Origin of the sequence: Rubrimonas sp. (genome assembly GCF_036788415.1) — a bacterium.
GTDB lineage: Bacteria > Pseudomonadota > Alphaproteobacteria > Rhodobacterales > Rhodobacteraceae > Rubrimonas.
In genome coordinates this window covers 57138-80700 of the sequence record NZ_DAIQNN010000001.1, presented here as the reverse complement: position 1 = coordinate 80700, position 23563 = coordinate 57138, and the positions used below count along the sequence as shown (strand labels likewise).

General features: G+C 74.3%; 19 protein-coding genes. 11 read left to right on the top strand and 8 right to left on the bottom strand.

Annotation, left to right across the window (positions count from 1 at the left end; all coding sequences use genetic code 11):
- The first annotated feature begins 51 nt into the window (after window positions 1–51).
- Entirely contained in the window at window positions 52–1179 is a 1128-nt protein-coding gene (locus V7Q31_RS00380; RefSeq protein WP_333831675.1) for a THUMP domain-containing class I SAM-dependent RNA methyltransferase, read from the top strand.
- A 7-nt stretch (window positions 1180–1186) separates the two neighbouring features.
- On the opposite strand, the gene V7Q31_RS00375 is transcribed toward V7Q31_RS00380, so the two are convergent.
- Complete coding sequence (locus V7Q31_RS00375; RefSeq protein ID WP_333831674.1) at window positions 1187–1852, bottom strand: pyrimidine 5'-nucleotidase; 666 nt, start codon at window positions 1850–1852, stop codon at window positions 1187–1189.
- Window positions 1849–2241, bottom strand: coding sequence for a peptide-methionine (R)-S-oxide reductase MsrB (msrB, locus tag V7Q31_RS00370; protein ID WP_333831673.1), 393 nt, complete (start codon window positions 2239–2241; stop codon window positions 1849–1851). Before msrB ends, V7Q31_RS00375 begins: the two co-directional genes overlap by 4 nt.
- A 147-nt stretch (window positions 2242–2388) precedes the next feature.
- Here msrB and V7Q31_RS00365 point away from each other — a divergent pair, with 147 nt between their 5' ends.
- The gene (locus V7Q31_RS00365) at window positions 2389–3150 is read left to right on the top strand and encodes a GNAT family N-acetyltransferase (RefSeq protein ID WP_333831672.1); all 762 of its coding nucleotides are present in this window, start codon (window positions 2389–2391) and stop codon (window positions 3148–3150) included.
- Between the two features lie 88 nt (window positions 3151–3238).
- Window positions 3239–4084 (top strand): alpha/beta hydrolase fold domain-containing protein, encoded by an 846-nt coding sequence (locus V7Q31_RS00360; RefSeq protein WP_333831671.1) that lies wholly within the window; start codon window positions 3239–3241, stop codon window positions 4082–4084.
- Window positions 4085–4099: 15 nt separating this feature from the next.
- Here V7Q31_RS00360 and V7Q31_RS00355 read toward each other — a convergent pair whose 3' ends face one another.
- Window positions 4100–5029: a TIGR01777 family oxidoreductase gene (locus V7Q31_RS00355; protein ID WP_333831670.1), complete on the bottom strand. Its 930-nt coding sequence runs from the start codon at window positions 5027–5029 to the stop codon at window positions 4100–4102.
- Window positions 5030–5288: 259 nt separating this feature from the next.
- Here V7Q31_RS00355 and V7Q31_RS00350 point away from each other — a divergent pair, with 259 nt between their 5' ends.
- The 8 genes from V7Q31_RS00350 to V7Q31_RS00315 are packed head-to-tail and all read left to right on the top strand — an operon-like array spanning window position 5289 to window position 11192.
- Entirely contained in the window at window positions 5289–5918 is a 630-nt protein-coding gene (locus V7Q31_RS00350) for a HyaD/HybD family hydrogenase maturation endopeptidase (protein ID WP_333831669.1), read from the top strand.
- Between the two features lie 5 nt (window positions 5919–5923).
- Complete coding sequence (locus V7Q31_RS00345) at window positions 5924–6244, top strand: HypC/HybG/HupF family hydrogenase formation chaperone (protein WP_333831668.1); 321 nt, start codon at window positions 5924–5926, stop codon at window positions 6242–6244.
- Between the two features lie 28 nt (window positions 6245–6272).
- Window positions 6273–6659, top strand: coding sequence for a hydrogenase accessory protein (locus V7Q31_RS00340; RefSeq protein ID WP_333831667.1), 387 nt, complete (start codon window positions 6273–6275; stop codon window positions 6657–6659).
- 11 nt (window positions 6660–6670) lie between these two features.
- Window positions 6671–7522: a hydrogenase expression/formation protein gene (locus V7Q31_RS00335; protein WP_333831666.1), complete on the top strand. Its 852-nt coding sequence runs from the start codon at window positions 6671–6673 to the stop codon at window positions 7520–7522.
- On the top strand, window positions 7519–8403 hold the full coding sequence (hybE, locus tag V7Q31_RS00330; protein ID WP_333831665.1) for a [NiFe]-hydrogenase assembly chaperone HybE: 885 nt from the start codon (window positions 7519–7521) through the stop codon (window positions 8401–8403). Before V7Q31_RS00335 ends, hybE begins: the two co-directional genes overlap by 4 nt.
- Complete coding sequence (locus V7Q31_RS00325; protein ID WP_333831664.1) at window positions 8400–9395, top strand: hypothetical protein; 996 nt, start codon at window positions 8400–8402, stop codon at window positions 9393–9395. The genes hybE and V7Q31_RS00325 overlap by 4 nt, the downstream gene beginning before the upstream one ends.
- Window positions 9388–9729 (top strand): hydrogenase maturation nickel metallochaperone HypA, encoded by a 342-nt coding sequence (gene hypA, locus V7Q31_RS00320; protein WP_333831663.1) that lies wholly within the window; start codon window positions 9388–9390, stop codon window positions 9727–9729. The genes V7Q31_RS00325 and hypA overlap by 8 nt, the downstream gene beginning before the upstream one ends.
- Entirely contained in the window at window positions 9726–11192 is a 1467-nt protein-coding gene (locus tag V7Q31_RS00315) for a sigma-54 interaction domain-containing protein (RefSeq protein WP_333831662.1), read from the top strand. The genes hypA and V7Q31_RS00315 overlap by 4 nt, the downstream gene beginning before the upstream one ends.
- A 7-nt stretch (window positions 11193–11199) precedes the next feature.
- Here the strand turns inward: V7Q31_RS00315 and V7Q31_RS00310 are convergent, their stop codons facing one another.
- The 5 genes from V7Q31_RS00310 to V7Q31_RS00290 all read right to left on the bottom strand — a co-directional run bounded on the left by V7Q31_RS00310 (window position 11200) and on the right by V7Q31_RS00290 (window position 23413).
- A complete protein-coding gene (locus V7Q31_RS00310; RefSeq protein ID WP_333831661.1) occupies window positions 11200–12558 on the bottom strand; it encodes an aminotransferase class I/II-fold pyridoxal phosphate-dependent enzyme in 1359 nt (452 codons plus the stop codon).
- On the bottom strand, window positions 12555–19961 hold the full coding sequence (locus V7Q31_RS00305) for an SDR family NAD(P)-dependent oxidoreductase (RefSeq protein ID WP_333831660.1): 7407 nt from the start codon (window positions 19959–19961) through the stop codon (window positions 12555–12557). Before V7Q31_RS00305 ends, V7Q31_RS00310 begins: the two co-directional genes overlap by 4 nt.
- A 240-nt stretch (window positions 19962–20201) precedes the next feature.
- Window positions 20202–21173, bottom strand: a complete 972-nt coding sequence (locus V7Q31_RS00300; RefSeq protein WP_333831659.1) for a 2-dehydropantoate 2-reductase — start codon at window positions 21171–21173, stop codon at window positions 20202–20204.
- 15 nt (window positions 21174–21188) lie between these two features.
- Entirely contained in the window at window positions 21189–22712 is a 1524-nt protein-coding gene (locus V7Q31_RS00295; RefSeq protein ID WP_333831658.1) for an acyl--CoA ligase, read from the bottom strand.
- Complete coding sequence (locus V7Q31_RS00290; protein WP_333831657.1) at window positions 22709–23413, bottom strand: FadR/GntR family transcriptional regulator; 705 nt, start codon at window positions 23411–23413, stop codon at window positions 22709–22711. Before V7Q31_RS00290 ends, V7Q31_RS00295 begins: the two co-directional genes overlap by 4 nt.
- Window positions 23414–23563: the final 150 nt, after the last annotated feature.

The following is a 23563-nucleotide window of genomic DNA, read 5'->3' as shown; positions in this document are numbered from 1 at the left end:
GGCCGCCGCACGCCGGCGGCCGGGGTTCCGGCCCGCCCCGAAAGCCCCGCCATGCCCCCGCCCGCCGAGCTGGAGATCTTCCTCGCCGCGACGCCCGGCCTCGAGCCCGCGCTTGCGGACGAAGCGCGCGCGCTCGGCTTCGCCGATCCGCAGCCGTCGCCGGGCGGCGTGCTGACGCGCGGCGACTGGCCGGAGGTCTGGCGCGCGAACCTGACGCTGCGCGGGGCGGGGCGCGTGCTGGTGCGGGTCGGCGCGTTTCACGCAGTCCACCTCGCCCAACTCGACAAGCGCGCCCACCGCCTGCCATGGGATGGGCTGCTGCGCCCGGGCGCGCCCGTCCGCGTCGACGCCGCCTGCCGCAAGTCGCGCATCTACCATGCCGGCGCCGCCGCCGAACGCGTCGCCCGCGCCATCGCCGACATAGCCGGCGCGCCGACCGACCCGGAGGCCGCGATCCGCGTGCTGGTCCGCATCGACGACGATTTCTGTTCGATCAGCCTCGACGCCTCGGGCGAGCCGCTGCACAAGCGCGGCTTCAAGCAGGACGTCGGCAAGGCCCCGCTGCGCGAGACTCTCGCCGCCCTGTTCCTGCGCGAGGCGGGCTATCGCGGGACGGAGCCCGTGCTCGACCCGATGTGCGGCTCGGGGACGCTCGTTCTGGAGGCCGCCGAGATCGCGCTGGGGCTGGCGCCGGGCCGCGCGCGCGCCTTCGCCTTCGAAAGGTTCGCCAGTTTCAACGCCGAGGCGTGGGCGGGCATGCGGGCCGCCGTCGCGCCCGGCGACACCGCCCTGCGCTTTTTCGGCATGGATCGAGACGCGGGCGCGGTCGCCGCCGCGCAGGCCAATGCGGAGCGCGCGGGCGTCGGCCATGTCGCGACCTTCCGGCGCCAGACGATCTCGGACTTCGCGCCGCCCGACGAACTCCGCGCCAAGCCCCCGGGCCTCGTCATCGTCAACCCGCCCTATGGCGAGCGGATCGGCGAGGCGGGAGACCTGCGCGCGCTCTACGGGACGCTCGGGCGCGTGTTGCGCGAGCGGTTCGCGGGCTGGCGCGCGGCGGTGATCACCTCCGAACCCGCGCTCGCCCATGCGACGGGCCTGCCCTTCGCGCCTCCGGGGCCGCCGGTCCCGCATGGCAAGCTGCGCATCCAGCTCCACCGGACCGCGCCGCTGCCCTGACGCGCTTTCAGCCGACCGCCGACAGAAACGCCGCCAGATCGCGGGCGACGAAGTGGACATGCGGCTCCGGGGCCTCGTCAGCGCGGGCGGGCCGCCAGATCGCGACCATCCCCATCTCCACCGGGGCGCGGAGGTTGCGCTGGTCGTCCTCGACCATCGCCGCCGCCGACAGGTCGAGCCGGTCCGCCGCGAACACCCTCTCGAACGCCTCGCGCCGGGGCTTGGGCGCGAAACCGGCGTCCTCCACCCCGTAGATCGCGTCGAAGCTCAAGCCCAGCGCCGCCGTGATCCGCCGCCCATGCCCGCGCGATCCGTTGGTGTAGACGATCTTGCGCCCCGGCAGCCGCGCGATCGCCGCCGCCAGCGCCGGATCGGGCGAAAGCGGCGACAGGTCGATCTCGTGCACGTCCTCCAGATACGCCTCCGGATCGATCCCGTGATGCGCCATCAGCCCCGCCAGCGTCGTGCCGTGCTCGCGCCAGTAGCGCGCGCGCAGCGCCTCCGCCTCCGCCTCCGCCACGCCGAGCGCGCGCATCACATGGGCGGTGATGCGCGCGTTGACCTGATCGAACAGCCGCGCCTCGGGCGGGTAGAGCGTGTTGTCGAGGTCGAACACCCAGGCGCGGACCGCCGAGACCCGCGCATCCGGCGCCTCGGCGGGGGCGGCCCTCACTCGGAGGGCTCGTGCTTCAGCGCCACGCCGTTCATGCAGTAGCGCAGGCCGGTGGGCTTCGGGCCGTCCGGGAACACATGGCCCAGATGCGCGTCGCAGCGGGCGCAGACGACTTCCGTGCGGCGCATCAGCCAGCTGCGGTCCTCGCGCTCCTCGACCGCCGAGGGGTCGATCGGCTGGAAGAAGGAGGGCCAGCCCGTGCCGCTGTCGAACTTGTGCGCGGCGTCGAACAGCGGCGCGTCGCAGCACACGCAGCGATAGGTCGCCGGGCCCTTGGGGAAGGCGTCATGTGTGCCCGCCCGCTCGGTGCCGTGCTTGCGCGTGACCTTGAACGCCTCGGGCGAGAGCTGGGCGCGCCATTCGGCCTCGGTCTTGACGACTTTCTCCATCGGTTCCTCCTGCGCGCGGGGGGCCGCGCTTTCGCCTGTTCAGATCACGCCCGGGTGGTTATTTTCAAGGCGGGGAGCGATTGTCACGCCAGTGTCGCAGCGCTGATGTATCGGCGACGCAGAGTGTGGGGGCGATCGGAGGGGGCGATGGGCGTGTTCTTGCGCGGCAGATACGGCGTGCGGCTCGCCGAGAGCATCGCCGACGTGCGGGCGGCCCAGCGGCTGCGCTTCCGGGCGTTCATCGAGGGCCGCGACACGCCGCTCGAAGGGCCGCGCGCCGCGGGGCTCGACGCCGACGATCTCGACGCGCTGTGCGACCACATGCTGATCGAGGACCGCCGGTCGGGCGAGCTGGTCTGCTGCTTCCGGATGCTGCCGCTCGACGACGGCTCGCAGATCGCGCGCACCTATTCGGCGCGCTACTACGACCTCTCTGCGCTGAAGGACTATCCCGAGCGCATGGTCGAGATGGGCCGCTTCTGCATCGCGCCGGAGCATCGCGGCGACCCCGACGTCCTGCGCTCCGCTTGGGGCGCAATGACCGACTACGTCGAGAAGAACGCGGTGGGGATGCTGTTCGGCTGCTCGTCCTTCCACGGAGTGGACGAGGACGAGTACATGGACGCCTTCGCGCTGCTGAAGGAGCGGCACCTCGCGCCGCCGCGCTGGCTCCCGCGCGTCAAGGCGCCGAAGGTGTTCCGCTTCGCGCTGAAGCTGCGGCTGAAGCGGCCCGACATGAAGCTCGCGATGCGCCGCATGCCGCCGCTCCTGCGCACCTATCTTGTCATGGGCGGCTGGGTGTCGGACCATGCGGTGATCGACCACGACCTGAACACGCTGCATGTGTTCACGGGCGTCGAGATCGCACGCGTGCCGCCGTCGCGGGCGCGGCTGCTCAAGGGGGCCTGAGACGCTGATCGACTTCGCCGGACTGACCGCCCCGCCTTCCCCCGAGACCGCCGCCTTCAACGCCAGCTTGCGCGCGACCCTCGCGGCGATGCCGCAAGCGCATCAGATCCCGCCCGAGGTCACCCGCGCCGCGCGCGCCGCCGGCAAGGGGATCTTCCCGCTCGGCGGCCCGCTGGAGGGCTCGCGCTGGATCGAGGACGGGCGGCTGCGGCTGTCGCCGCCCGAGGGCGCGCCGCGCGGGGTCTATCTGCATCTGCATGGCGGCGGCTGGACCTTCGGATCGCCCGAGCATTACGACGCTGCGAATCAGGCGCTGGCGCGCGCGACCGGGCTGGCGGTGCTCTCGGCGCGCTATCGCCTCGCGCCCGAGCATCCCTGGCCGGCCGGCGCCGACGACGCCTGCGAAGCGCTGGATTTCATCCTGACGCATCCCGAATTCGGCGCCGGGCCGGTCTTCATCGGGGGCGAATCGGCGGGGGCGCATTACGCCGCCGTCGCGCTGGCGCGGCTCGCGGCGCGGGGCGAGGCGGGGCGGATCGCAGGCGCGGTGCTGTGGTACGGGCTCTACGATCTGCGGCTGACGCCTTCGATGGCGAACTGGGGGCCGGAGTCGCTGATCCTCTCGACGCCGACAGTGGAGTGGTTCGCAGACAATCTGACCGGGGGGAACCGCGCAGCCCGCGCCGACCCCGCGCTCTCGCCGCTGCTCGGCGATCTCGCTGCATTTCCGCCTGCGCTGCTGATCTGCGGGACCGCCGACCCGCTCATAGACGACACGCTGTTCCTGGCGGCGCGGCTGGCCGCGGCCGGGCGCGCGGTTTCGGCGCGCCTCTATCCGGGGGGCGTCCACGCTTTCGACCAGTTCGACCTCGCCATCGCGCGCGCCGCGCGCGCGGAAGCGCATGCGTGGATTTTGGAGCGGATGGCGGCCTGAACGGCGCAGCCCCCTTCACAGGATCGTCGCGAGCGCCGGGCGCAGGTCGGGATGGGAGAAGGCGAAGCCCGCCTCGGTCAACCGCTTCGGCGCCACCTGCTGGCCGTCGAGGATCACCGTCGCGCCGTCGCCGAGGAACTGGCGGATCACCGCGCCCGGCACCGGCAGCGGCGTCTTGCCGCCGGTCACCTGCGCCATGGTCGCGCTGAAGTCGCGCATCCGCACCGGGTTGGGGGCGGTGAGGTTGAACGGGCCGTCGAGCGCGGGATCGTCGATCAGCCTGATCAGCGCCTGCGCGATGTCGTCGCGATGGATCCAGCTCACCCATTGCCGACCCGTCCCCACGCGCCCGCCCATGAAGCGGCCCAGCACCGGCAGCGCCTTCTTGAACGTCGTGCCCATCGCCAGCGCGAAGCCGAAGCGCGCGACCGCCACGCGCATCCCGAGCGTCTTCGCGCGCAGCGCCTCGTTCTCCCAGTGGCGGCAGACGAAGCTGAGATAGTCGCTGATCGGCCCCGGCGGGCTGTCCTCGTCGAACAGCGCCGTCTCGGAGGTGCCGTAATAGCGCGCCGCCGACGCGCTGATCAGCGCTTCGGGGCGCCTGGACAGGGCCGCCAGCGCCTCGACCAGCGCATGCGTGCCCTGCTTGCGGCTGTCGAGGATCGCCTTCTTGAACTCAGGGGTCCACCGCCCGTTGATCGGCGCCCCCGCCAGATGCACCACCGCATCCGCCCCCTCCAGCGCGCCGACCCAGTCGCCGAGCCGGTCGGGGGAATACTCGACGACCCTCAGACCGGGATAGCGCGCCGGCGGCAGCTCCTGCGCCGCGCGGGCGCGGTCGCGGGTGAGCGCGATCACCGCATCGCCGCGCGCCTGCAGCGCCTCGGTCAGGCGCTCGCCGATGAAGCCGGTGGCTCCGGTGATCGCGATGGTTCTGGAAGTCATGTCGCCCCTTGCGCCGTACGCGGCCCCTCGCGGGGAAGCTAGCGGCTTGCGCGCCGCAGGTCCAACCCGCCGAAGCGGGGGCGGGCCGGCGCTGCGTCCACCTGACGCGCAGTGCGCGCAAGCAACTGATCGATCGCGCAGATTTCCGCCCCGGCGCCTTGGTCTCGTGCGAAAGTCGCATATCGGTACTTCCGACTTTCGCGATTGTGTCGTCGTTCACGGGCGCGCCCGAGACGCGCCGCGCTGGGGAGGGGTTCCGATGGCCGACGCAGAAACCGCCGGGCGGGTGCTGATCCTCGGCATCGGGAACGTCCTCTGGGCCGACGAGGGGTTCGGCGTCCGCGCCGTCGAGGCGCTCAACGCCCGCTGGGCTTTCCCCGACCGCGTCACCGTGATGGATGGCGGCACCCAGGGCCTCTACCTTCTGCCTTATCTCGCCGAGGCCGACGCGCTGATCGTCTTCGACGCGATCGATTACGGCCTGCGCCCGGGAACGCTGAAGATCGTGCGCGACGACGCCGTGCCCGCCTTCATGGGCGCCAAGAAGATGAGCCTGCACCAGACCGGATTTCAGGACGTGGTGGCGACCGCCGAACTGCTCGGCCAGCGCCCGAGGCGGATGACGCTCATCGGCGTGCAACCCGAAGAGCTCGACGATTACGGCGGCGGGCTGCGGGACGTGGTGGCCGCGCAGATCGGGCCCGCCGTCGAGATCGCGCTGAGCGAACTCAGCCGCGTCCACCGCATCCAGCCGGTGCTGCGCGCCGACCGCGCCGACGATCTGACGGCGCAGGCGCTCGCGCGCGAGGCTTACGAGGGCGGTCGCCCGCCGGCGCACGCGGCCTGCCGCACCGGCGATGCGCGCTTTCTGAACCTCGCGGCGGAGTGATCGCGATGTGCATGGGCGTGCCGATGCAGGTCCTGCGCGTCGAGGGGCTCAGCGCGTTCTGCCGCGGCGACGACCGCGAGGGGATGGTGGACCTGTCGCTGGTCGGGCCGCAGCCGGTGGGCGGCTGGGTGCTGACCCATCTCGGCGCCGCGCGCGAGGCGATCGACGCCGTGCAGGCCGAGCAGATTTCGCGCGCTCTGGCGGGTCTGCGTTCGGTGCTGGCGGGCGGCGATCTGGGCGACGCCTTCGCCGATCTGGAGGGGCGCGAGCCCCAATTGCCGCCGCATCTCGCCGAGGCCGTGCGCGAAGGCCGCGAGACAGCCTGACGCCGAAGACGAGCCGACGGAGCCGCCCATGCCCTCGCCGCTGATCGACCGCCTGACGACCGAGCTGGGCTGGCCCCGCATCGACGACCTCGCCGCGCTCGACGCCTTTCTCGACGAAGGCGGCGAACAGGTCCTGTTCGTCACGGGCGATCCGGCGAAGAACCTCGAAAGCACCGACGTCGCGGTGATCCTGCCCGAACTCGTCCAGGCCTTTCAGGGCCGCTTCCGCCCCGCCGTGATCGGCCAGCCGGCGGAGCGCGCGGTGCGCGAGCGCTGCGAAGTGTGGCCGACGCCTTCGCTGATCTTCTTCCGCGACGGCGTCCAGCTCGGCGACATCGCCAAGGTCCGCGACTGGGACGACTACATCCTGCGCTGCCGCCAGATCCTCGACGGATCGGCGCTCGCCGCCGAATAGGGAGCCCGCCGATGTCGTTCACGCTTCCGCCTATGGGCTTCGGACCCGGCTCGCAGCCCGCGCCCGAGGATGGCGAGTTGTCCTACATGGCGATGCCCTCAGGGATGCGGACTTACGAGGCGCATCTGCCGGAGATCGACGACCCCAAGCGCGCCGCCCCCGCGCTGGCGTTCCTGCTGCGGCTCTCCGAGGCGTGCGAGAGCGCGGCGTCGGGGGGCGGCGGCGCCGTCCTGCCGCTCGACGGGCTCGACCCGTTCAACCGCGCGCTGGTGGAGGAGACGCTCGGCGAGGGCGAAGTGGCGCTCACGCTGCGCGCCGTCCGCGCCGCCCCCGAGACGCTGGCGCAGGAGGCGGTGTTCGCGGGCGTCTGGCGGGTGCGGAGCGGCGACGCCCACAGCGTCGAGATCGGCGCGATCCCGCAGGCGCTGCGCGCGCGCGCCCATGAGGCCGCCGCGCCGCCGCCGGGCCTGTCGGCGCGCGCGGGCGAGGGGGTGATGAGCGCGCCGGCGCTGGTGGCGGAACTGCTCGACAAGGCCGCTGGCGCCGCGCCGGGCGCGCCGGCGCATGTGGTCAACCTCACCCTGCTGCCCCACACGGTTCAGGATCTGGCGCATCTCGACGCGGCGCTCGGCCATGGCGCCGCGACGCTGCTCTCGCGCGGCTACGGCAATTGCCGGCTGGACGCGACGGCGACGCGCGGGGTCTGGCGCGTGCGCTTCTTCAACTCGATGGACGCGCTGATCCTCGACACGATCGAGGCGGTTGAGGTCCCCGAAGTCGCGCTCGCAGCCCCCGAGGACCTCGCCGACAGCGCCGAGCGCCTGCGCGAAGTCCACGCCACCCTCGCCGGAGCCGCCGCGTGAACGCGCGCTTCGAAGGCTCCTATGGCGGCGAGCAGGCGCGCATCTCCGACAGCGCGCTGCTCGAGTGCAAGATCTGCTGGACGCCCTACGACCCCGCGCTCGGCGACGAGACGCGGATGATCCCCCCCGGCACGCCGTTCCGGGCCTTGCCCGACGACTGGCGCTGCCCGACCTGCTCCGCCCCCAAGGCGCAGTTCATGGTGACGTCGGACGCCGCTTCGGGCGACGCGCCGGAGGCCGCCGAGCAACCTGCGCCGCGCGCTGCCGACCCGTCCTCCGGGGATGCGCGCGACTCTGTTCTGCGCGCGCGCCTCGTGACCGAGCCGCCCAAGCTCGTCGCCGAGTTCCGCGAGATATGGAACGGCAAGATGCGCGACGTGCCGATCGTCAACCGCTCGCTGCATGTCGAGGCCGTGGGTTTCCGCATCTGGGACGGGCGGCTGCTCGGCGCGCTGGTCACGCCCTGGTTCATGAATCTGTTCGCCCTGCCCGGCCCCGGCGACGACTGGTCCGGCCTCGTCGCCGGCGCCAAGGAGGACGTCGCCTTCCCCTCGGGCGTCTACGAGTTCATCGCCAACAGCCGCCCGATGATCGGGCCTTACAAGGCGTGCTCGCTGTTCTCGCCGATGCAGGATTTCGCCAGCCAGCTTCAGGCGACCGACGTCGCCCGCGCCGCGATGGTCGCGCTGTTCGATCCGAAGAACCGGGCCGAGACCAGCCGGCAGGGCGAAATCCGCGCCGCCCGCGAAGCCGAGCTGGACGCCGTCGCCGCTGCGCAGGCCGCCGCTGCGACCGCCGGGGCCGCGCCCTCGCGGCGCGCAGTGATCTCGGGCGGGCTCGCCGCCGACGCGCCGTCCGACCGGGGGGCGGACGCGACGTGATCTCCGGCGGCGTCGCCATCTTCCTGCGCCCGCAGGGCGAGGGCGTCGCCGCGCGTTCGCAGGTCGAAGGGGCGGGCGCGCCCGAGCGGCTCTTCGCAGGCAGGACCCCGGAGGAGGCGGCGCGCCTCGCCGGCCTCGTCTTCAACCTGTGCGGGGCTGCGCAGGAGGGGGCGGCCCGCGCCGCCTTCGGCCTGCCCCAGCGCCCCGACATCGGGCGGCGCATCGCCCTCGAAAGCCTGCGCCATCACGCGCTCAAGCTCTGCGTCGACTGGCCCGAGGCGCTGGGCCTCGACGCCGACCGCGGCGCCCTCGCCCATGTCGGCGCGCAGCCCGACATGGACCTGCTGTCGCGCGCGCTGTTCGGGGCCGGAGGTCCGCCCTCCGACGGCGCCGCCTTCGCCGACTGGCGCGCCCGCGCCGCGACCGCCCCGGCCCGCGCCCTCGCCCGCCTCTGGGCCGCATGGCGCGAGGACCCCGCCGCAGGCCCCGACCTCTGGGCGCCGCCCGAGGCCCTCGCCGCCAGCGCGGTCGATTTCGCGCGGGCCGAGATCGACGGACGCCCTGTCGAGACCGGCCTCGCGGCGCGGATGGGCGCGCATCCGCTGATGCGCGCGGTCGCCGCCGAGACCGGGCGCGGCGCGCTCTGGCGCGTCGCGGCCCGCCTGCTCGACGCGGCCCGGCTCATCGAGGCGCTGCGCGAGGGCGAAGGCGAGGTCGCGCCGCGCGCGCTCGGCCCTGGCCTCGGCGTCGCGCAGGCCGCGCGCGGAACGCTGATCGCGCTGGGCGAAGCCGAAGGCGGTCGCGTGCGGGCCTTCCGCACGCTCACGCCCACCGACTGCGCGCTGCACGAGCGCGGCGCCCTCGCCGCGGCTTTCGCCGGCCTGCGCAGCGGCGGCGGGCTGACGCTCGCGGTCGCCGGCGCGCTGGCGCTGGAGAGCGTCGATCCCTGCATGGGCGCGCGCATCGAGGTCGAGGCCTGCGAAGATGCATGAAATGGACCTCTGCGAGAGCATCCGCGACGTGCTCGAAGACCACGCCCGACGCCACGACCTGCGCGCGATCCGCCGCGTGCGGCTCGAAATCGGGCGGCTCGCCGGCGTCGAGGTGGAGGCGCTCCGCTTCGGCTTCGACGTCGTCATGCGCGGCTCGGTGGCGGAAGGCGCGACGCTCGAAATCATCGACCTGCCCGGCCGCGCCTGGTGCTTCGACTGCGGCGTCGAAGTCGAGATCGCAGGCCGGCTCGACGACTGCCCGCGCTGCGGCGGCGCCCGCCTCAGGCCGACCGGCGGCGACGAGATGCGCGTGAAGGATCTGGAGGCGGCATGACCCTCAAACGCGCCCTGCCCTGCATGCTGGCCATCGACCCCGACCCGGGCCGGCGCGCGGCGCTCGAGGCCGCGCTTTCGGGTTGCGCCGAGCTGCATCCGGCGGACGGCCTGGAGGCGGCGCGCGCGCTGCTGGCCGAGCGCGACATCGTCGCGGCCTTCGTCGGGCTCGACGATCCCGATCGCGGCTGCGCGGCGCTCGGCATGCTCGCGCGCGACTGGCCCGACATCGCGCGCGTCGGCGTGAGCGCGGCGGAGGACGGGGCCGGCTTCGCCGCCGAAGCCGCCGGCGCCGAGCTCCACCTGCCGACGCCGCTGCGCGCGCCGCTCGCCCGCATCGCCGCCCGCGCCGCCGAGGCGCTGTTCCGCGCCCGCCGCGAGACCGGACGGCTGCGCGCGGAACTGGCGTTGCGCGGCCCCCGTCGCGCCCGCGCCGCCGACCCCGAGCGCGCCGACGCCTTCGCCCGCATCGTGCGCAGCCCGGGCTCGCCGATGGCCGAGACCTGCCGCGCCGCCGCCCTCGTCGCGAGCTTCGACGTGCCGGCGCTGATCCTCGGCGAGACCGGCGTCGGCAAGGAGCTGCTCGCGCGCGCCATCCACGAGACCAGCCTGCGCTCCGACAAGCCGTTCCACGCGGTCAATTGCGGCGCGATCCCCGACGAACTGCTGGAAAGCGAACTGTTCGGTCACCGCAAGGGCGCCTTCACCGGCGCGCACGCCCACCGGATCGGCCTGCTGGAGGAGGTCGACCGCGGCACGATCTTTCTCGACGAGATCGGCGACACCTCGCCCGCCTTTCAGGTCAAGCTGCTTCGGTTCCTGCAGGAAGGCGAGATCCGCCCGGTCGGCTCGAACGAGACGCTGCGGCTCGACGTGCGGGTGATCGCCGCCTGCAACGGCGATCTGGAGGCGGCGGTGCAGGAGGGCCGGTTCCGCGCCGATCTCTATTACCGCCTCGCCGTGGCGCCGGTCCGCATCCCGCCTCTGCGCGAACGGATGGGCGATCTGCCGATGCTGGCGGATCGGCTGCTGACGCGCGCGATGGCCGCGCATGGCAAGCGCGTCGACGGGATCGCGCCCGAGGCGCTGGCGCTGCTGCGGCGCTGGCGCTGGCCCGGCAACATCCGCGAGCTCGAGAACGAAGTGCTGCGCATGCTGATCTCGGCGCAGGACGGGCGGATCGGCCCGGAGCTCGTCTCCGCCCGCATCCGCCTCGCCGCAGCGCCGCCCGCCCACGCCAATGACGACGTCGCCATCGCGCTGCCGGAGGCGCAGGGCGGCGCGCTGCGCGACCGGGTCGAGCGGCTGGAGGCGCGCATCCTGCGCGAGACGCTGGCGCGGCATGGCTGGAACAAGAGCCGCGCCGCGGACGAGCTCGGCCTCAGCCGCGTCGGCCTGCGCGCCAAGCTCGACCGCTACGGGCTGGAGCCGCCGGACTCCGCCGGGCTTCGCGCGGCGCAGTAGCGCCGCGTCAGCCGCCGGTCAGGCGGCGGGTGATGGCGGGCGCCTCGCGGACGGCTTCGGCCACGACCGCCGCCGCACGGTCGATCTGGGCGGCGCTGTGCTCGGAGGTCACGAACAGGCGCAGCCGGGCGCGGCGCTCGGGAACGGCTGGGTGCAGGATCGGCGGCGCCGCGACGCCCTTCAGGAAGGCCAGATGCGCCGTCGCCGCCGTGGTCGGCGAGTCGCCCAGCACCACAGGGGTCACCGCGAAGCCCTGCGACAACCCGGTGTCGAGGCCATGCGCGCGCAGCGCGTCGCGCAGCCGCCGCCCGTTCTCGCGCAGCCGGGCCACGCGCTCCGGTTCTGCCCGCATCGCGGCGAGCGCGGCCTCGGCGGCGGCGGCGAGCGGCGCCGCGAGCCCGACCGAGAACACGAAGCCCGGCGCGCGCGCCTTGAGATAGGCGATCAGCGGCGCCGAGCCGCAAATATAGCCGCCCGCCGCGGCGAGCGTCTTGGACAGCGTGCCCATCCACAGCTCGACGCCGCGCGGATCGACGCCCTGCGCCTCGGCGATCCCGCGCCCGGTCTCGCCCAGCACGCCGAGCCCATGGGCCTCGTCGACCATCAGCCAGGCGTCGAAAGCGTTCTTGATCTCGACCAGCCGGCGCAGATCGGGCGCGTCGCCGTCCATGCTGTAGAGCCCTTCGACCACGATCAGCACGCGGCGATACTGCGCGCGCAGGCTTTCGAGCGTGCGCTCCAGCCAGTCGAGATCGTTGTGCGGGCAGTTGATCCGCTTGGCCCCGGAAATGCGCCCGCCTTCGAGGGCGGAATTGTGGATCAGCTCGTCGCAGATGATCAGGTCGCCCGGCCCGACCAGCGCGCCGATGGTGGTGACGTTGGTGGCGTGGCCCGACACCATGACGACCGCGTCCTCGGTCTCGTAGAGATCGGCCAAAGCGCGCTCCAGCGCGCGGTGGAATGGCCGCTCGCCGCCGACCACGCGCGAGGCGGAGCAGGACACGCCGTAGCGGTCCACCGCCTCGCGCGCCGCGCGCAGCACGTCGGGGTGGCGGTTCAGGCCGAGATAGTCGTAGGAGCCGAAATTGATCCGCTCGGCCCCGTCGATCATGGCGACCGGCGCGCCGGGACCTTCGCAGACATGGAAAAAGGGCGAGTCGACGCCGAGCAGCGCGCCGGCGGCCTCCGTCATCTGCAATTCGCGATAGCCCGGAAGCGTGGCGAAGTCGAAGCTCTGACGGCGCGGGCGCGCCGCGGGTTCGGGCGCTGCGGGCCGGGCGCGGGCGACCTCGATCCTGGCGCGGCGCGCGTCGCGCAACTGCGCCACCAGCGCCGCCGCACCCTCCCCGCCCTCGCCCCGCTTCATCGCGCCGCTCCGTCGACGCCGAGCGCTTCCGCCTCGACCGTGTCCGCCAACCTGCGCCCGACCGCCGCGGCCGCCTCCGCCCCCAGATGCCGCGCCGCAAGCGCTTCGGCGATCTCGACCTCCACCGGCTGCGCGGCGGCGGCCGTTCCGCGCAGATCGGCGAGCGTGCGCGCGGCGATGGCGGCCAGCGTCGCCCCGTCCGACAGCGACAGCACCGGCAGGGAGACGCCGTATTTCTCCTCCGCCGAGAGCTTCAGCTCGACCGCCATCAGCGAGTCGAAGCCGAGTTCGGCCATCGGACGGGCGGGGTCGATCTCCTCGGGCGACTGGCGCAGGATGATCGCGGCTTCGGCGCAGAAGACCCCGGTCAGCTTGCGCAGGGCCGCCGCGTCGTCGAGACCGGCCACCATCGCGCGCAGATCCTCGCCGCCCGCCGCGACCGCCGCCTCGGCGCCGCCGAGGTCCACCGTCGAGAAGAGCGGCGTCCGCAGGATCGCCAGATCCGACTTCAGCGCCCCCCAGCGCATCGGCGCGATGGCGAGCGCAGCGTCGTCCGGGCCCGCGCCCTCCATCGCCGTCTCGAGCGCGTCGAGCGCCTGATCGGCGCGCATCAGCCCCGCGCCCCGCCGCTCGAGTCGCGCCCGCGCCTCCGGGTCCGCAGCCAGAACGCCCACATCGGCGATCGGCCCAAAGGCGGCGGCGAAGCCCGGCAGGCCTTCCGCCCGCCGCGCCGCCGCGAGCGCCTCGAGCGCCGCATTCGCCGCGACATAGGCCGACTGGCCGGGATTGCCGAACAGGGCGGCGACCGAGGAGAACAGCAGGAAGAAGTCGAGATCGCAGCCGCGCGTCAGCTGGTCGAGCGCCAGCGCGCCGCCGAGCTTCGGCGCGAGCGCCGCGCGCAGCCGCGCGGCGTCGACCTTGTCGAACAGCGCGTCGTCGAGCGTCATCGCGGCATGCGCCACGCCACGTAGCGGCGCGCCCTGCGCCGCGATGCGCGCGAGCAGCGCCGCCGTCGCCGCCGCGTCGGAGGCGTCGCAGGCGGCGATCTCGACCTGCGCGCCCGCGTCCCGCATCGCGGCGACGCGGGACGCGGCGACCGCGTCGGCGTCGAGCGCCGCCGCGCCGCTGCGGCTCGTCAGCCAGATGCTGCGCGCGCCGCGCGCGACCAGCCGCTCCGCCAGCGCCAGACCGAAGCCGCGCGCGCCCCCGGTCACGAGATAAGCCCCGTCGGCCCGGACGCGCAGACCCTGCGCCGGCGCGGCGGCCTCCTCGACGGCGGGCGCGGGCGGCGGGGCGATCACGATCTTGCCGATATGGCCGGCGCGCTGCATCAGCCGGAAGGCGTCGAGCGCGTCGGCGCCTTCGAACAGCCGGAAGGGCGGCGGCGAGAACGCCCCGTCGTCCACGCGCTGCGCCACTTCGCGCAGCAGCCGGCCCGCGCCCCCGGGCCGCAGCGCCAGCATCGCGTCCAGATCGACGCCGAAATAGGAGATGTTGCGCCGCATCGGGCGCAGCCCGATCCGCGTGTCGGCGTAGAAGTCGCGCTTGCCCAGTTCCACGAAGCGGCCGAAGGGCTTGAGGCAACCCAGCGTGCGCTCCATCGCCTCGCCCGACAGGCTGTTCAGGGCGACGTCGACGCCCTCGCCCCCGGTCGCCGCCATCAGCTGGTCGGCGAAGCGCAGCGTGCGGCTGTCGAAAACCGCCTCCGCGCCGAGCATGCGCAGCAGCGCGCGCTTTTCCGGCGAGCCGGCGGTGGCGAACACGCGCGCCCCGCGCGCCTGCGCGATCTGCAGGGCCGCGAGCCCGACGCCGCCGGCGCCGCCATGGATCAGCACGCTCTCGCCCGCCTGCAACTGGCCGAGATCGACCAGCGCGCGCCAGGCGGTGCCGAACACCACCGGCAGGCTCGCCGCAGCGGCGAAATCGAGATCGCGCGGCGCCGGCGCGGCGGCTTCAGCGGGCACGACGACATGCGTGGCGAAAGCGCCGGCGGCGAAGGCGATCACCCGGTCGCCCTCGACGAAGCCCGCCCCGGCGCCGGCGCGCGTCACGACCCCGGCGCATTCCATGCCGAGCAGCGTGCTGGCGAAGCCGTCCTCGATCGCCTCTTCGGGCAGGACGCCCATCGCCCACATGACGTCGCGGAAGTTCAGCCCCGCCGCGCGGACCTCCACTTCGATCTCGCCCGCGCCCGGGGCGCGGCGCGAAGCGGGGCGCCAGCGCAGCGCTTCGAGCCCGCCATGTCCGGCGTCGAGCCGCAGGGCGGGCGCGCCGCCTGCGCGGGCGCGCGCCGCGCGGGCGGCGATGTCGGGCGCGGGCTCGACGCGCGGCGCGCGCGCGCCCTGCGCGGTCAGTCGAAGTTCGCGCTCCGCCGAGGGCGCGGCGAGCGCGGCGGCCAGACGCGCCCCCGCTTCCGCCGCGTCGAGCGACGGATCGAGGTCGAGCACCCGCAGATCGAGATCGGGCCGTTCGTTCGTCAGGCACCGCGCGATCCGCGCCGCCGCCGCCTGCGCAGGCTGCGCCTCGCCGCCGCCCGCCAGACCGGCGCGCGTGACGAGCCAGAGGCGCGATGGTTTCCCGGCGCCCAGAAGATCGGACAGGAGACCTGCGCGCGCGACGGTCGTCTCGACGTTCGACCCGTCCACGGCTCCGGCCAGCGCGACGCACTCCGCCCCGGGGCGCACGGAGGCGGCGTCGGTCGCCGTCTCGACGTCGACGCCCAGCGCCGCCAGCCGCGCCGTCAGCGTCGCGGCGAATTCGGCGCTCGCGGCGTCGGCGAGGACGACCAGCGCGCGCGGCGCAGGGGCCGCAGCCGGCTCCGCCCGCGCGCCATGCGCCGCGGGGGCGCGGGCGCTGATCGCGCGCGCCGCGACCGCCGCGCTCGCCAGCGCCGTGTCGTAGGCCTCGACCAGACCGGCGGCGAAGAGCCGGCCGCGCCAGTCGGGCCGGGCGCGGGAGAGGCCCGTCTCAACGACCTGCTCGGCGCGGGGGTCGCCCGCCAGAGCGGCGCGCATCGCCGCCGCGAGGTCGGGCTCGGGTTCGACGGCGAGGAGCAGCGCGCCGGGCGCCATCGCCCCGGCCAGCCGGCGCAGCGAGGGCGCGTCGAACTGCCCGAGCGCGCCGGCCGCGAGCACCAGATCGAAGGACGCGCCGACCTCCTGCGCCTCCGTAAGCCGCGCCGCCAGCGCCTCCGGATCCGCCGCGTCGCTCAGCGCGACGATGCGCGCGCCGCTTTCGGCCCCGGCGCAGAGCGCCTCGGCGACGGCGCGCGGCGGGTGGCCGAGCGCCAGCGCCCGCAGCCGCGCCGTGGGCGCGCGCGCGCGCAGAAGGTCTTCGGCGGCGCGGCGCAACGTCCGCCACGCCGTCTCGAGCGCCGCGCTCTCGCGCGGGGGATGGGCGGGAGCCGCGTCTCCCGCCTCGCCGAGCAGCGCCGCGCGCAGGTTCAGAAGATCGCCCAGATCGGCGGCGCGCTCGGGCGCTTCGAGCATCAACGCCTCGACCAGCGCCTCGAAGGGCGCCACCGGCGGCGCGTCGGCGAGGCGGTCGGCGGCGGGATCGTAGCCGCCATCCTCGGCGAGCGCGTCGATCCCGATCAGCAGCGCGGCGCGCCGGGCCGGCGACAGCGCGCGCAGCGCCGCCCGCACGCCGCCCTTCTGCGCGCGCGCCGCGGCGGCGTCCCAGGCGATCCGGCGGCAGGCGGCCTCGACGATCAGCGCGCCGGCGTCGGGGTCCGGCGCATCGGAGGTGGCGAGGCCGAGCGCGGCGAGGCGCGCCTGCGGATCGGCCCAGGGATCGCCCGCGCCGATCTCGCCTGCGGGCGCGACCAGCGTCTGCCGCCAGAACGGCGTCTCGGCGTCGGCGCGCCGGCGCAGCCGCACCGCGGCGAAGCGGGCGCCGCGGAGTTCGGCGATGGCGGCGCCGTCGGCGTCGCGCAGGACGAACTCCGCCTGCGCGCTGCGCGCCCCGACCCGGAGCAGCCGCGCCTCCGCGCGCGCGGCCAGCGCGCCGGGACGGTGGACGATCACGCGTTCGAAGCGGCTCGGCAGGAAGCCCAGCCCCGGCTCGGCCCGCCGCTGGAGCAGAGGCCCCAGAAGATGCATCGCCGCGTCGAGGTCGGTCGGGTCGAGCACCCTCCCCTGCGACCAGACGCGGCCCCGCGCGAGCGCCGACCGCGTCAGCGCCGCGCCGGCCTCCGACCCCGCCTCAGCGCCCGACCGCGGGCCGCCGACGCGCCGGAAAACCGCCCCGTAGTCGAGCCCGACGCCGGCGAGCGCCGCGTAGAGCGTCGGGTCGGGCGCATCGGCCGGCGAAGCGGCGGGGGCGGGCGGCGGAGTTTCCGCCCAGCAGCTGCGCGCGGTCGTCTGGGCGTGCAGCGTCCAGTCGCCGGCGCCGAGATGCGGGCGGCTCGCGATGCGGACCGCGCCGCTCGCGGGGTCGAGCGCGGTGCGCAGCTCGACCCGTCCGCCGGGCGGCAAGGCCAGCGGGCGCAGAACTTCGAAGCCCGACAGCTCGACCGGCCCGTCGCCGAGAACCTCGGCCGCCGCCTCCAGCGCCAGTTCGACGAACCCGGCCGCCGGAAAGGCAGCCTGTCCGTCCACCGCATGATCGGCCAGCCACGCCCCGCGCTCGGGCTCTGCGAGATCGAAGACCGCGCGCCACGCGCCTTCGTCGGCGCGCGCCCGCCAGCCGAGCAGCGGGCGCGCCGCCGGCGCGCGCAGCACGTTCAGCGCCTCGGGCGTCTGCGCCATCCGGTGAACCTTGCGCGACCACGGATAGAGCGGCGGGTCGACGCGCATCGCCGTGGGCGGGCCGAACAGGCGCGCGTCGTCGACCGCGCCGCCCAGCGCCGCGATCCGCGCCGCGATCACGGCGAAATCCTCGGCGCCGCGGCCCTGCCGGCGCAGCGTCGGCGCCGTCACGAAACGCGCGCCCTGCGCCGAGAGCGTGTCGGCGACGTAGTTCTGCAACGAGGGTTGCGGCCCGATCTCGACGAAGCAGGCCGCCCCGAGTTCGGTCAGCGCGAGCGCCGCCTGCCGGAACAGCACCGGCTGGCGCGCGTTGCGCCACCAGTAATCGGCGTCGAGCGCCTCGCCGGCGCAGACCGCGCCTTCGGTCGTCGAGACGAAGGGGATGCGCGAAGGCGACGGCGCGAGATCGGCGAGATCGGCGAGAAGGGGCTCGCGGATGCGCTCCATCAGCGGCCCGTGGAACGGGTAGTCGACGCGCAGCCGGCGCGCCGCGACGCGTTCCGCGCGGGCGGCGGCGATGATCGCGTCGATCGCCTCCGGAGCGCCCGAGACCGTTGCGCCGCGCGGGCTGTTGTCGGCGGCGACGGCGACGTCGCGCAGGCCCCGCGCGGCGATCAGCGCCTCGACCGCCTCGGCGGAGGCGAGCACGGCGGCCATGCCGCCGGTCCCCAGCAGAGGCGCCTGCCGGCGCGCCCGCCGCACCGCCAGCCGCGCCGCCTGCGCGCGGCTGAGCGCGCCGCAGGCCCAGGAGGCGGCGACCTCGCCCACGGAATGTCCCGCAACCGCCATCGGCGTCACGCCGCGCGCCGCCAGCGCGTCCACCGTCGCGATCTGGATCGCCAGCAGCAGCGGCTGCGCGACGTCGGCCAGCGTCAGGCGCGCTTCTAGGTCGGGGCCGCGCAGCTCCGCCTCGAGGTCCGGGCCGCCCTCCGCCGCGACCAGCGCCGCCGTGGCGTCGAAGCTGTCGCGGAAGGCCGCGTCCGCGCCATAGGCCGCGAGACCCATCCCCGGCCATTGCGAGCCGTTGCCAGAGAAGACGAAGGCGACGGGCGCTGCGTGCCCGGCCAGCGCCTGCTCGACCACCCAGCCGCCATCCTCGCGCCCATCGAGAAACGCGTCGAGCGCCGCGACCCGGGCGGCGCGCCCGCCCTCGACCACCACCAGCCGCCGCGCCAGCCGCGCCCGCCGATGCGCCGCCGCCGCGACCAGCGCGTCGGTCGTGGCCACGTCGGCCTGGGCCAGCCGCCCGCGCCAGCGCGCCGCGGTCGCGCGCAGCGCCTCCTCCGAGGCGGCGGACAGGATCAGCGGGGCCTGCGTCGCGGGCGCGGGCGCGTCGTCCGGCGCCGCCGCCTCCTCCGCCGTCGGCTGCCGGATCGCCACATGGGCGTTGGCGCCGCCGAACCCGAACGAGTTGACCCCGGCGGCCCAAGGCGCGCCGCGCGCCGGCAGCGCCACGGGCTCGGTCGTCAGCGCGAGGTTGAGGGCTGCGAAGGGGATCGCGGGATTGGGCGTCTCGACATGGAGGGTGCGCGGCAACTCGCCCGCCTCCAGCGCCATCTGCGCCTTGAGCAGGCCGACGAGACCCGAAGCGGGCTCCAGATGGCCGAAATTGGACTTGGCCGACCCGATCGGCAACGGCGCCGCCCGACGCGCCCCGAAGGCCCGCCCGATCGCGCGCGCCTCGATCGGATCGCCCACGGCGGTCCCGGTCCCGTGCGCCTCGACGAAGGCGAGGTCGTCGGGGTCGAGCCCGGCGGCCGCGCAGACCTTGCGCATCAGCTCTTCCTGGCGGCGGCAGCTCGGCACCGACAGCCCGCCGGCCCCGCCGTCGCTGTTGATCCCCGAGCCGAGCACCACGCCGCGCACCGGATCGCCCTGCGCGCGCGCCATCTCCATGTCGCCGATCACGAAGGCGACCGCGCCCTCGCCCCGCACATAGCCGTCCGCCCCCGCGTCGAAAGGCCGGCACAGCCCGCCCGGCGACAGCATCCCGGCGCGCGAGAAGCCCACGAAGGGCATCGGCGAGAGCAGCATGTTGACGCCGCCCACGATCGCGATCTCGATCTCGCCCGAGCGGATCGCCTCGCAGGCGGCGTGGAAGGCGAAGAGCGAGGAGGAGCACGCCGTGTCGATCACGTAGCTGGGCCCCTGCGCGTCGAGCACATGCGCCACGCGGTTGGCGATGATGCTCAGCGTGTTGCCGGTCATGAACTGCGCGTCCGCCGCCGCAGGGTCGCCCGCCGCGCCGGCCGTGCCGTAATCGAGCCCGGACGAGCCCACGAACACGCCGCAGCCGCGCCCCGCCACCCGCGACGGCGGCAGGCCCGCCATCTCGAGCGCCTCCCACGCGACTTCGAGCATCACCCGCTGCTGCGGGTCCATCTGCGCCGCCTCGCGCGGGGACAGGCCGAAAAAGCCAGCGTCGAAGCTCCACACGTCGTCGAGCACCGCGGCGGCGGCCGTATAGGTGAAACCGGTCGCCATGCGGTCGGGATTGACGAAGGACAGGTCGGACCACCGCTCTGGCCCGATCCTCCCGACCACGCATCGTCCCTCGCGCAGCACGTTCCAGAAGGCGCTGGGCGTATCGGCGCCGGGCAATCGGCAGGCGTATCCGAGAATTCCGATCTCTGCGGCGGCGACGCGGTTCAGCAAGTCCGAAGCTCCAAAACGGATGCCTGAGGATAACGACCGTTAGCGTGCGGTGCAGCACCAAAGTGGTTAAAGGCGCATGATGCCGAAGATCGTCGCATACCCGAGTGCTTTCGCATTGCGCGAGTCGTTACGCAAGCGCAAGGCCGCCGGCGGAGGCTGCGGACCTCCGCGCGCCCTGCGTTCCGCCGCGGATGCGTTGCGCCGCAGCATCAGCGCCGCGACGCGAAGGCCGGGCGCGCGTCAGAGACAGCCGGCCGCCTGAGCGCGCGCGCGCACCAGCGCCAGCACCGTGTCGATGGTCGGCGTGGCGACGCCCGTCGCCGCGCCGAGTTCGGCGACCGCCGTCACCAGCGCGTCGATCTCCATGGGGCGCCCGCGTTCGAGGTCCTGCAGCATCGACGTCTTGTGCGCGCCGACTTCCGCCGCGCCGGCGATGCGCTTGTCCACGTCGATCGAGAACTTCACGCCGAGCGCCTCGGCGACCTGCTGGCCCTCGACCATCATCGCCCGCGCCACCGCCCGCAGATCGGGCTGCGTCGCGAGCACGTCGAGCGTCTGGCCGGTCAGCGCCGACATCGGGTTGAAGGCGAGGTTCCCCCACAGCTTCACCCATATCTCGTCGCGGATGCGCGGGCGCACCGGCGCCTTGAAGCCCGCCGCGATCATCGCCTTCGACAGCGCCTGCGACCGCTCGGATTTCGAGCCGTCGGGCTCGCCCAGCGTGAAGCGGTCGCCCGAGACATGCTCGATCACGCCGGGCTCCACCACTTCCGTCGCGGGATAGACCACGCAGCCGAGCGCGCGCTCGGGCGGTATGGCCGACGAGACCTTGCCGCCGGGGTCCACCGCCTCGACGCGCCGCCATGCCTGCCCTTCCAGCCCGTGGAAATACCAGTAAGGCACGCCGTTCATCGCCGTGACGAAGGTCGTATCGGGGCCGAACAGCGGCAGGAGCTTGTCCACCACCGGGGGCAGCGAGTGCGCCTTGAGGGTGACGATCACGTAATCCTGCGGGCCGAGGGCGGCGGCGTCCTCCTCCGCGCGGATGCGGGCGACTTCCTCGCGCCCGTCGATCCGCAGCTTCAGACCGTTCTCGCGGATCGCCGCGAGATGCGGCCCGCGCGCGACCACCGAAACCTCCTGACCGGCGTTCGCCAGCCGCACCGCCAGATAGCCGCCGATCGCGCCGGCGCCGAATACGCAGATCTTCATCGACTCGATCCTTTCTCAGCAGAGCCCGAGTTTCTCGGCGAGGCCGATGCGCTGCAGCTTGCCGGTGGCGCCTTTGGGGATCTCGTCGCGGAAGATGATTTCGCGGGGGGTCTTGAAGGCGGCGAGGCGGCTCTGGCAGTGCGCGCGGATCTCGGCGACCGTCGCGCTCGCGCCTTCGCGCAGCACGATCACGGCGGCGACTTCCTCGCCGAGCTTGTCGTGGGGCAACGCGAAGGCGACGGCCTGCGCCACCGCCGGGTGCTCCATCAGCACGTCGTCCACTTCGCGCGGGCTGACCTTCTCGCCGCCGCGGTTGATGATCTCCTTCAGCCGCCCGTTGATGGTCAGATAGCCCTCATCGTCGAGCACGCCCTGATCGCCGGTGCGGAACCAGCCGTTCGTCCAGTTCTCGGCGTTGGCCTTGGGGTTGTTCTGATAGCCGGGGGTGACGTTGGCCCCGCGGATCACGATCTCGCCAGTGGCGCCGGCGGGCAGGATCGCGCCTTCCTCGCCCATGATCGCGATCTCGGGGCCGGCGGCGACGCCGACGGAGCCCGGCTTGCGCGGGCGCGGCGGCAGCGGGTTGGCGGCCATCTGGTGGCTCGCCTCGGTCATGCCGTAGGCCTCGACGACCGGGCAGCCGAACAGCTCCTCGAGCGCCGTCAGCACCGGCACCGGCAGCGAGGCCGAGGAGGAGCGCACGAGCCGCAGACCCGCGGCCTTGGCGATCGCCTCGTTGCGGCCAGCGCGCGCGAGGATCGCCTGATGCATGGTGGGGACGGCGGTGTACCAGCTCGGCTTCACCGCCTCGAGCCAGCCGAAGAACTTCATCGCGTTGAAGCCCGGCGTGCAGCAGACATAGGCGCCCGCCGACATGCTGCTCAGCACGGCGGCGATCAGCCCGTGGATGTGGAAGAGCGGCATCACGTTGAGGCAGCGGTCGGTCGCGCGCAGGTCGAGCGAGCCGGCGATGTTGGCGGCGGAGGCGCAGATGTTGGCGGTGGTCAGCGGCACGATCTTGGGCCGCGAGGTGGTGCCGGAGGTATGCAGCACCAGCGCCACGTCTGAGGACCCGTTGGCGCGGGGCGCGGCGGGGGCGACCGGCGCGCCGCTCTCGGTGAGCGCGAAAGCGCCTGCGGGGGCGCCTTCGGCGACAACGAGTTCAATGAGCCGCACGCCGAGACGGGCGGCGGCGGCGCGGGCGGGCGTCTCGACCCCTGCCGCGACGATGAGCGCCTTGGCGGACAGATCCTCGATGTAGAAGGCGAACTCGTCCTCGGTGTAGGCCGGGTTCAAAGGCGCCGCGACGGCGTGGGCCGCGACCGACAGGAAGGCCGTCGCCATCTCGGGTCCGTTCGGGAGCACGATCGCCACCGCGTCGCCGGGCCCGAGGCCGAGGCCCGCGAGCTGGCCGCCGGCGGCGGCGACCTGGGCCGCGAGGGCCGCATAGGAAAGGTCGGGGCGGTCGGGGGCGCCGAGGGCGGGGCCTTCGGCGCGCGCGAGCATCGCCGGAATCGCGGCGGCGGGTTCGAAATTCATCGGACGGATTCTCCCTGATGTGAAGGCGTTTCGGCGAGCGCCGCGTCGACGCCGGCGCGCATGGCGGCGTCGACTTCGGTCAGATGGGCGCGCATCGCAGAGGCCGCGCCGGCGGCGTCGCGGCGGGCGACGGCCTCGGCGATCTCGCGGTGGCGGCGCAGATTGGCGCGCTGTGCCTGAGGGCTCAGCGTGGTGCGGCGCAGGCGCGACCAGTCCTCGCTGCGGCGCATCCGGTGCAGCGTCTCGAGCAGCGAACTGAGCAGCGGATTGCGGCTGGCGGCGGCGAGCGCGCTGTGGAACGCGTCGTCGCGCGCCTCCCAGGCGCGCCAGTCGGGATCGGGGGCGGCGTCGGGCTCGAGCAGACCGCCGATCAGCGCGAGTTCGTCGGGGCGCGCGCGCAGCGCCGCGGCGGCGGCGATGGCGGGCTCGACGATCAGCCGGACCTCCATGACGTCCGCGGGGCTCGGCGCGTCGGTCAGGCCGAGCGGCCCGTGCGCCTGGGTGACGAAGGCGCCGCGCCCGACATGGCGGGTGATCCGGCCCTCGCGCGCCAAAGCGTCGAGCGCCTTGCGCACGGTCCCGCGCCCCATCGCGAAGCGGCGCGCCAGATCGCGCTCCGGCGGCAGCCGCGCGCCGGTCGGATAGGCGCCGCTGTCGAGCGCCTTGCGCAACATCTCCAGAGCCTGTTCCGCCGTCGCCACCCGCGCGCTCCTTCCCCTGCGTTTTCGCGAGGAATAGCCGGGCGGCGGGACGCATGCAAGACCAATATCAGACCAAAGGAACCAATTTCTGCTATTGGCTCTCTTGCGTTCCGGCGCGGCGGCGGGCTTGCTGGCGGCGCTCGCATCGGG

Coding starts and splice junctions, on each gene's coding strand:
- V7Q31_RS00380 (WP_333831675.1), top strand. CDS start 52: ATGCCCCCGCCCGCCGAGCTGGAGATCTTCCTCGCCGCGACGCCCGGC.
- msrB (WP_333831673.1), bottom strand. CDS start 2,241: ATGGAGAAAGTCGTCAAGACCGAGGCCGAATGGCGCGCCCAGCTCTCG.
- V7Q31_RS00365 (WP_333831672.1), top strand. CDS start 2,389: ATGGGCGTGTTCTTGCGCGGCAGATACGGCGTGCGGCTCGCCGAGAGC.
- V7Q31_RS00360 (WP_333831671.1), top strand. CDS start 3,239: ATGCCGCAAGCGCATCAGATCCCGCCCGAGGTCACCCGCGCCGCGCGC.
- V7Q31_RS00355 (WP_333831670.1), bottom strand. CDS start 5,029: ATGACTTCCAGAACCATCGCGATCACCGGAGCCACCGGCTTCATCGGC.
- V7Q31_RS00350 (WP_333831669.1), top strand. CDS start 5,289: ATGGCCGACGCAGAAACCGCCGGGCGGGTGCTGATCCTCGGCATCGGG.
- V7Q31_RS00345 (WP_333831668.1), top strand. CDS start 5,924: ATGTGCATGGGCGTGCCGATGCAGGTCCTGCGCGTCGAGGGGCTCAGC.
- V7Q31_RS00340 (WP_333831667.1), top strand. CDS start 6,273: ATGCCCTCGCCGCTGATCGACCGCCTGACGACCGAGCTGGGCTGGCCC.
- V7Q31_RS00335 (WP_333831666.1), top strand. CDS start 6,671: ATGTCGTTCACGCTTCCGCCTATGGGCTTCGGACCCGGCTCGCAGCCC.
- hypA (WP_333831663.1), top strand. CDS start 9,388: ATGCATGAAATGGACCTCTGCGAGAGCATCCGCGACGTGCTCGAAGAC.
- V7Q31_RS00315 (WP_333831662.1), top strand. CDS start 9,726: ATGACCCTCAAACGCGCCCTGCCCTGCATGCTGGCCATCGACCCCGAC.
- V7Q31_RS00310 (WP_333831661.1), bottom strand. CDS start 12,558: ATGAAGCGGGGCGAGGGCGGGGAGGGTGCGGCGGCGCTGGTGGCGCAG.
- V7Q31_RS00300 (WP_333831659.1), bottom strand. CDS start 21,173: ATGAAGATCTGCGTATTCGGCGCCGGCGCGATCGGCGGCTATCTGGCG.
- V7Q31_RS00295 (WP_333831658.1), bottom strand. CDS start 22,712: ATGAATTTCGAACCCGCCGCCGCGATTCCGGCGATGCTCGCGCGCGCC.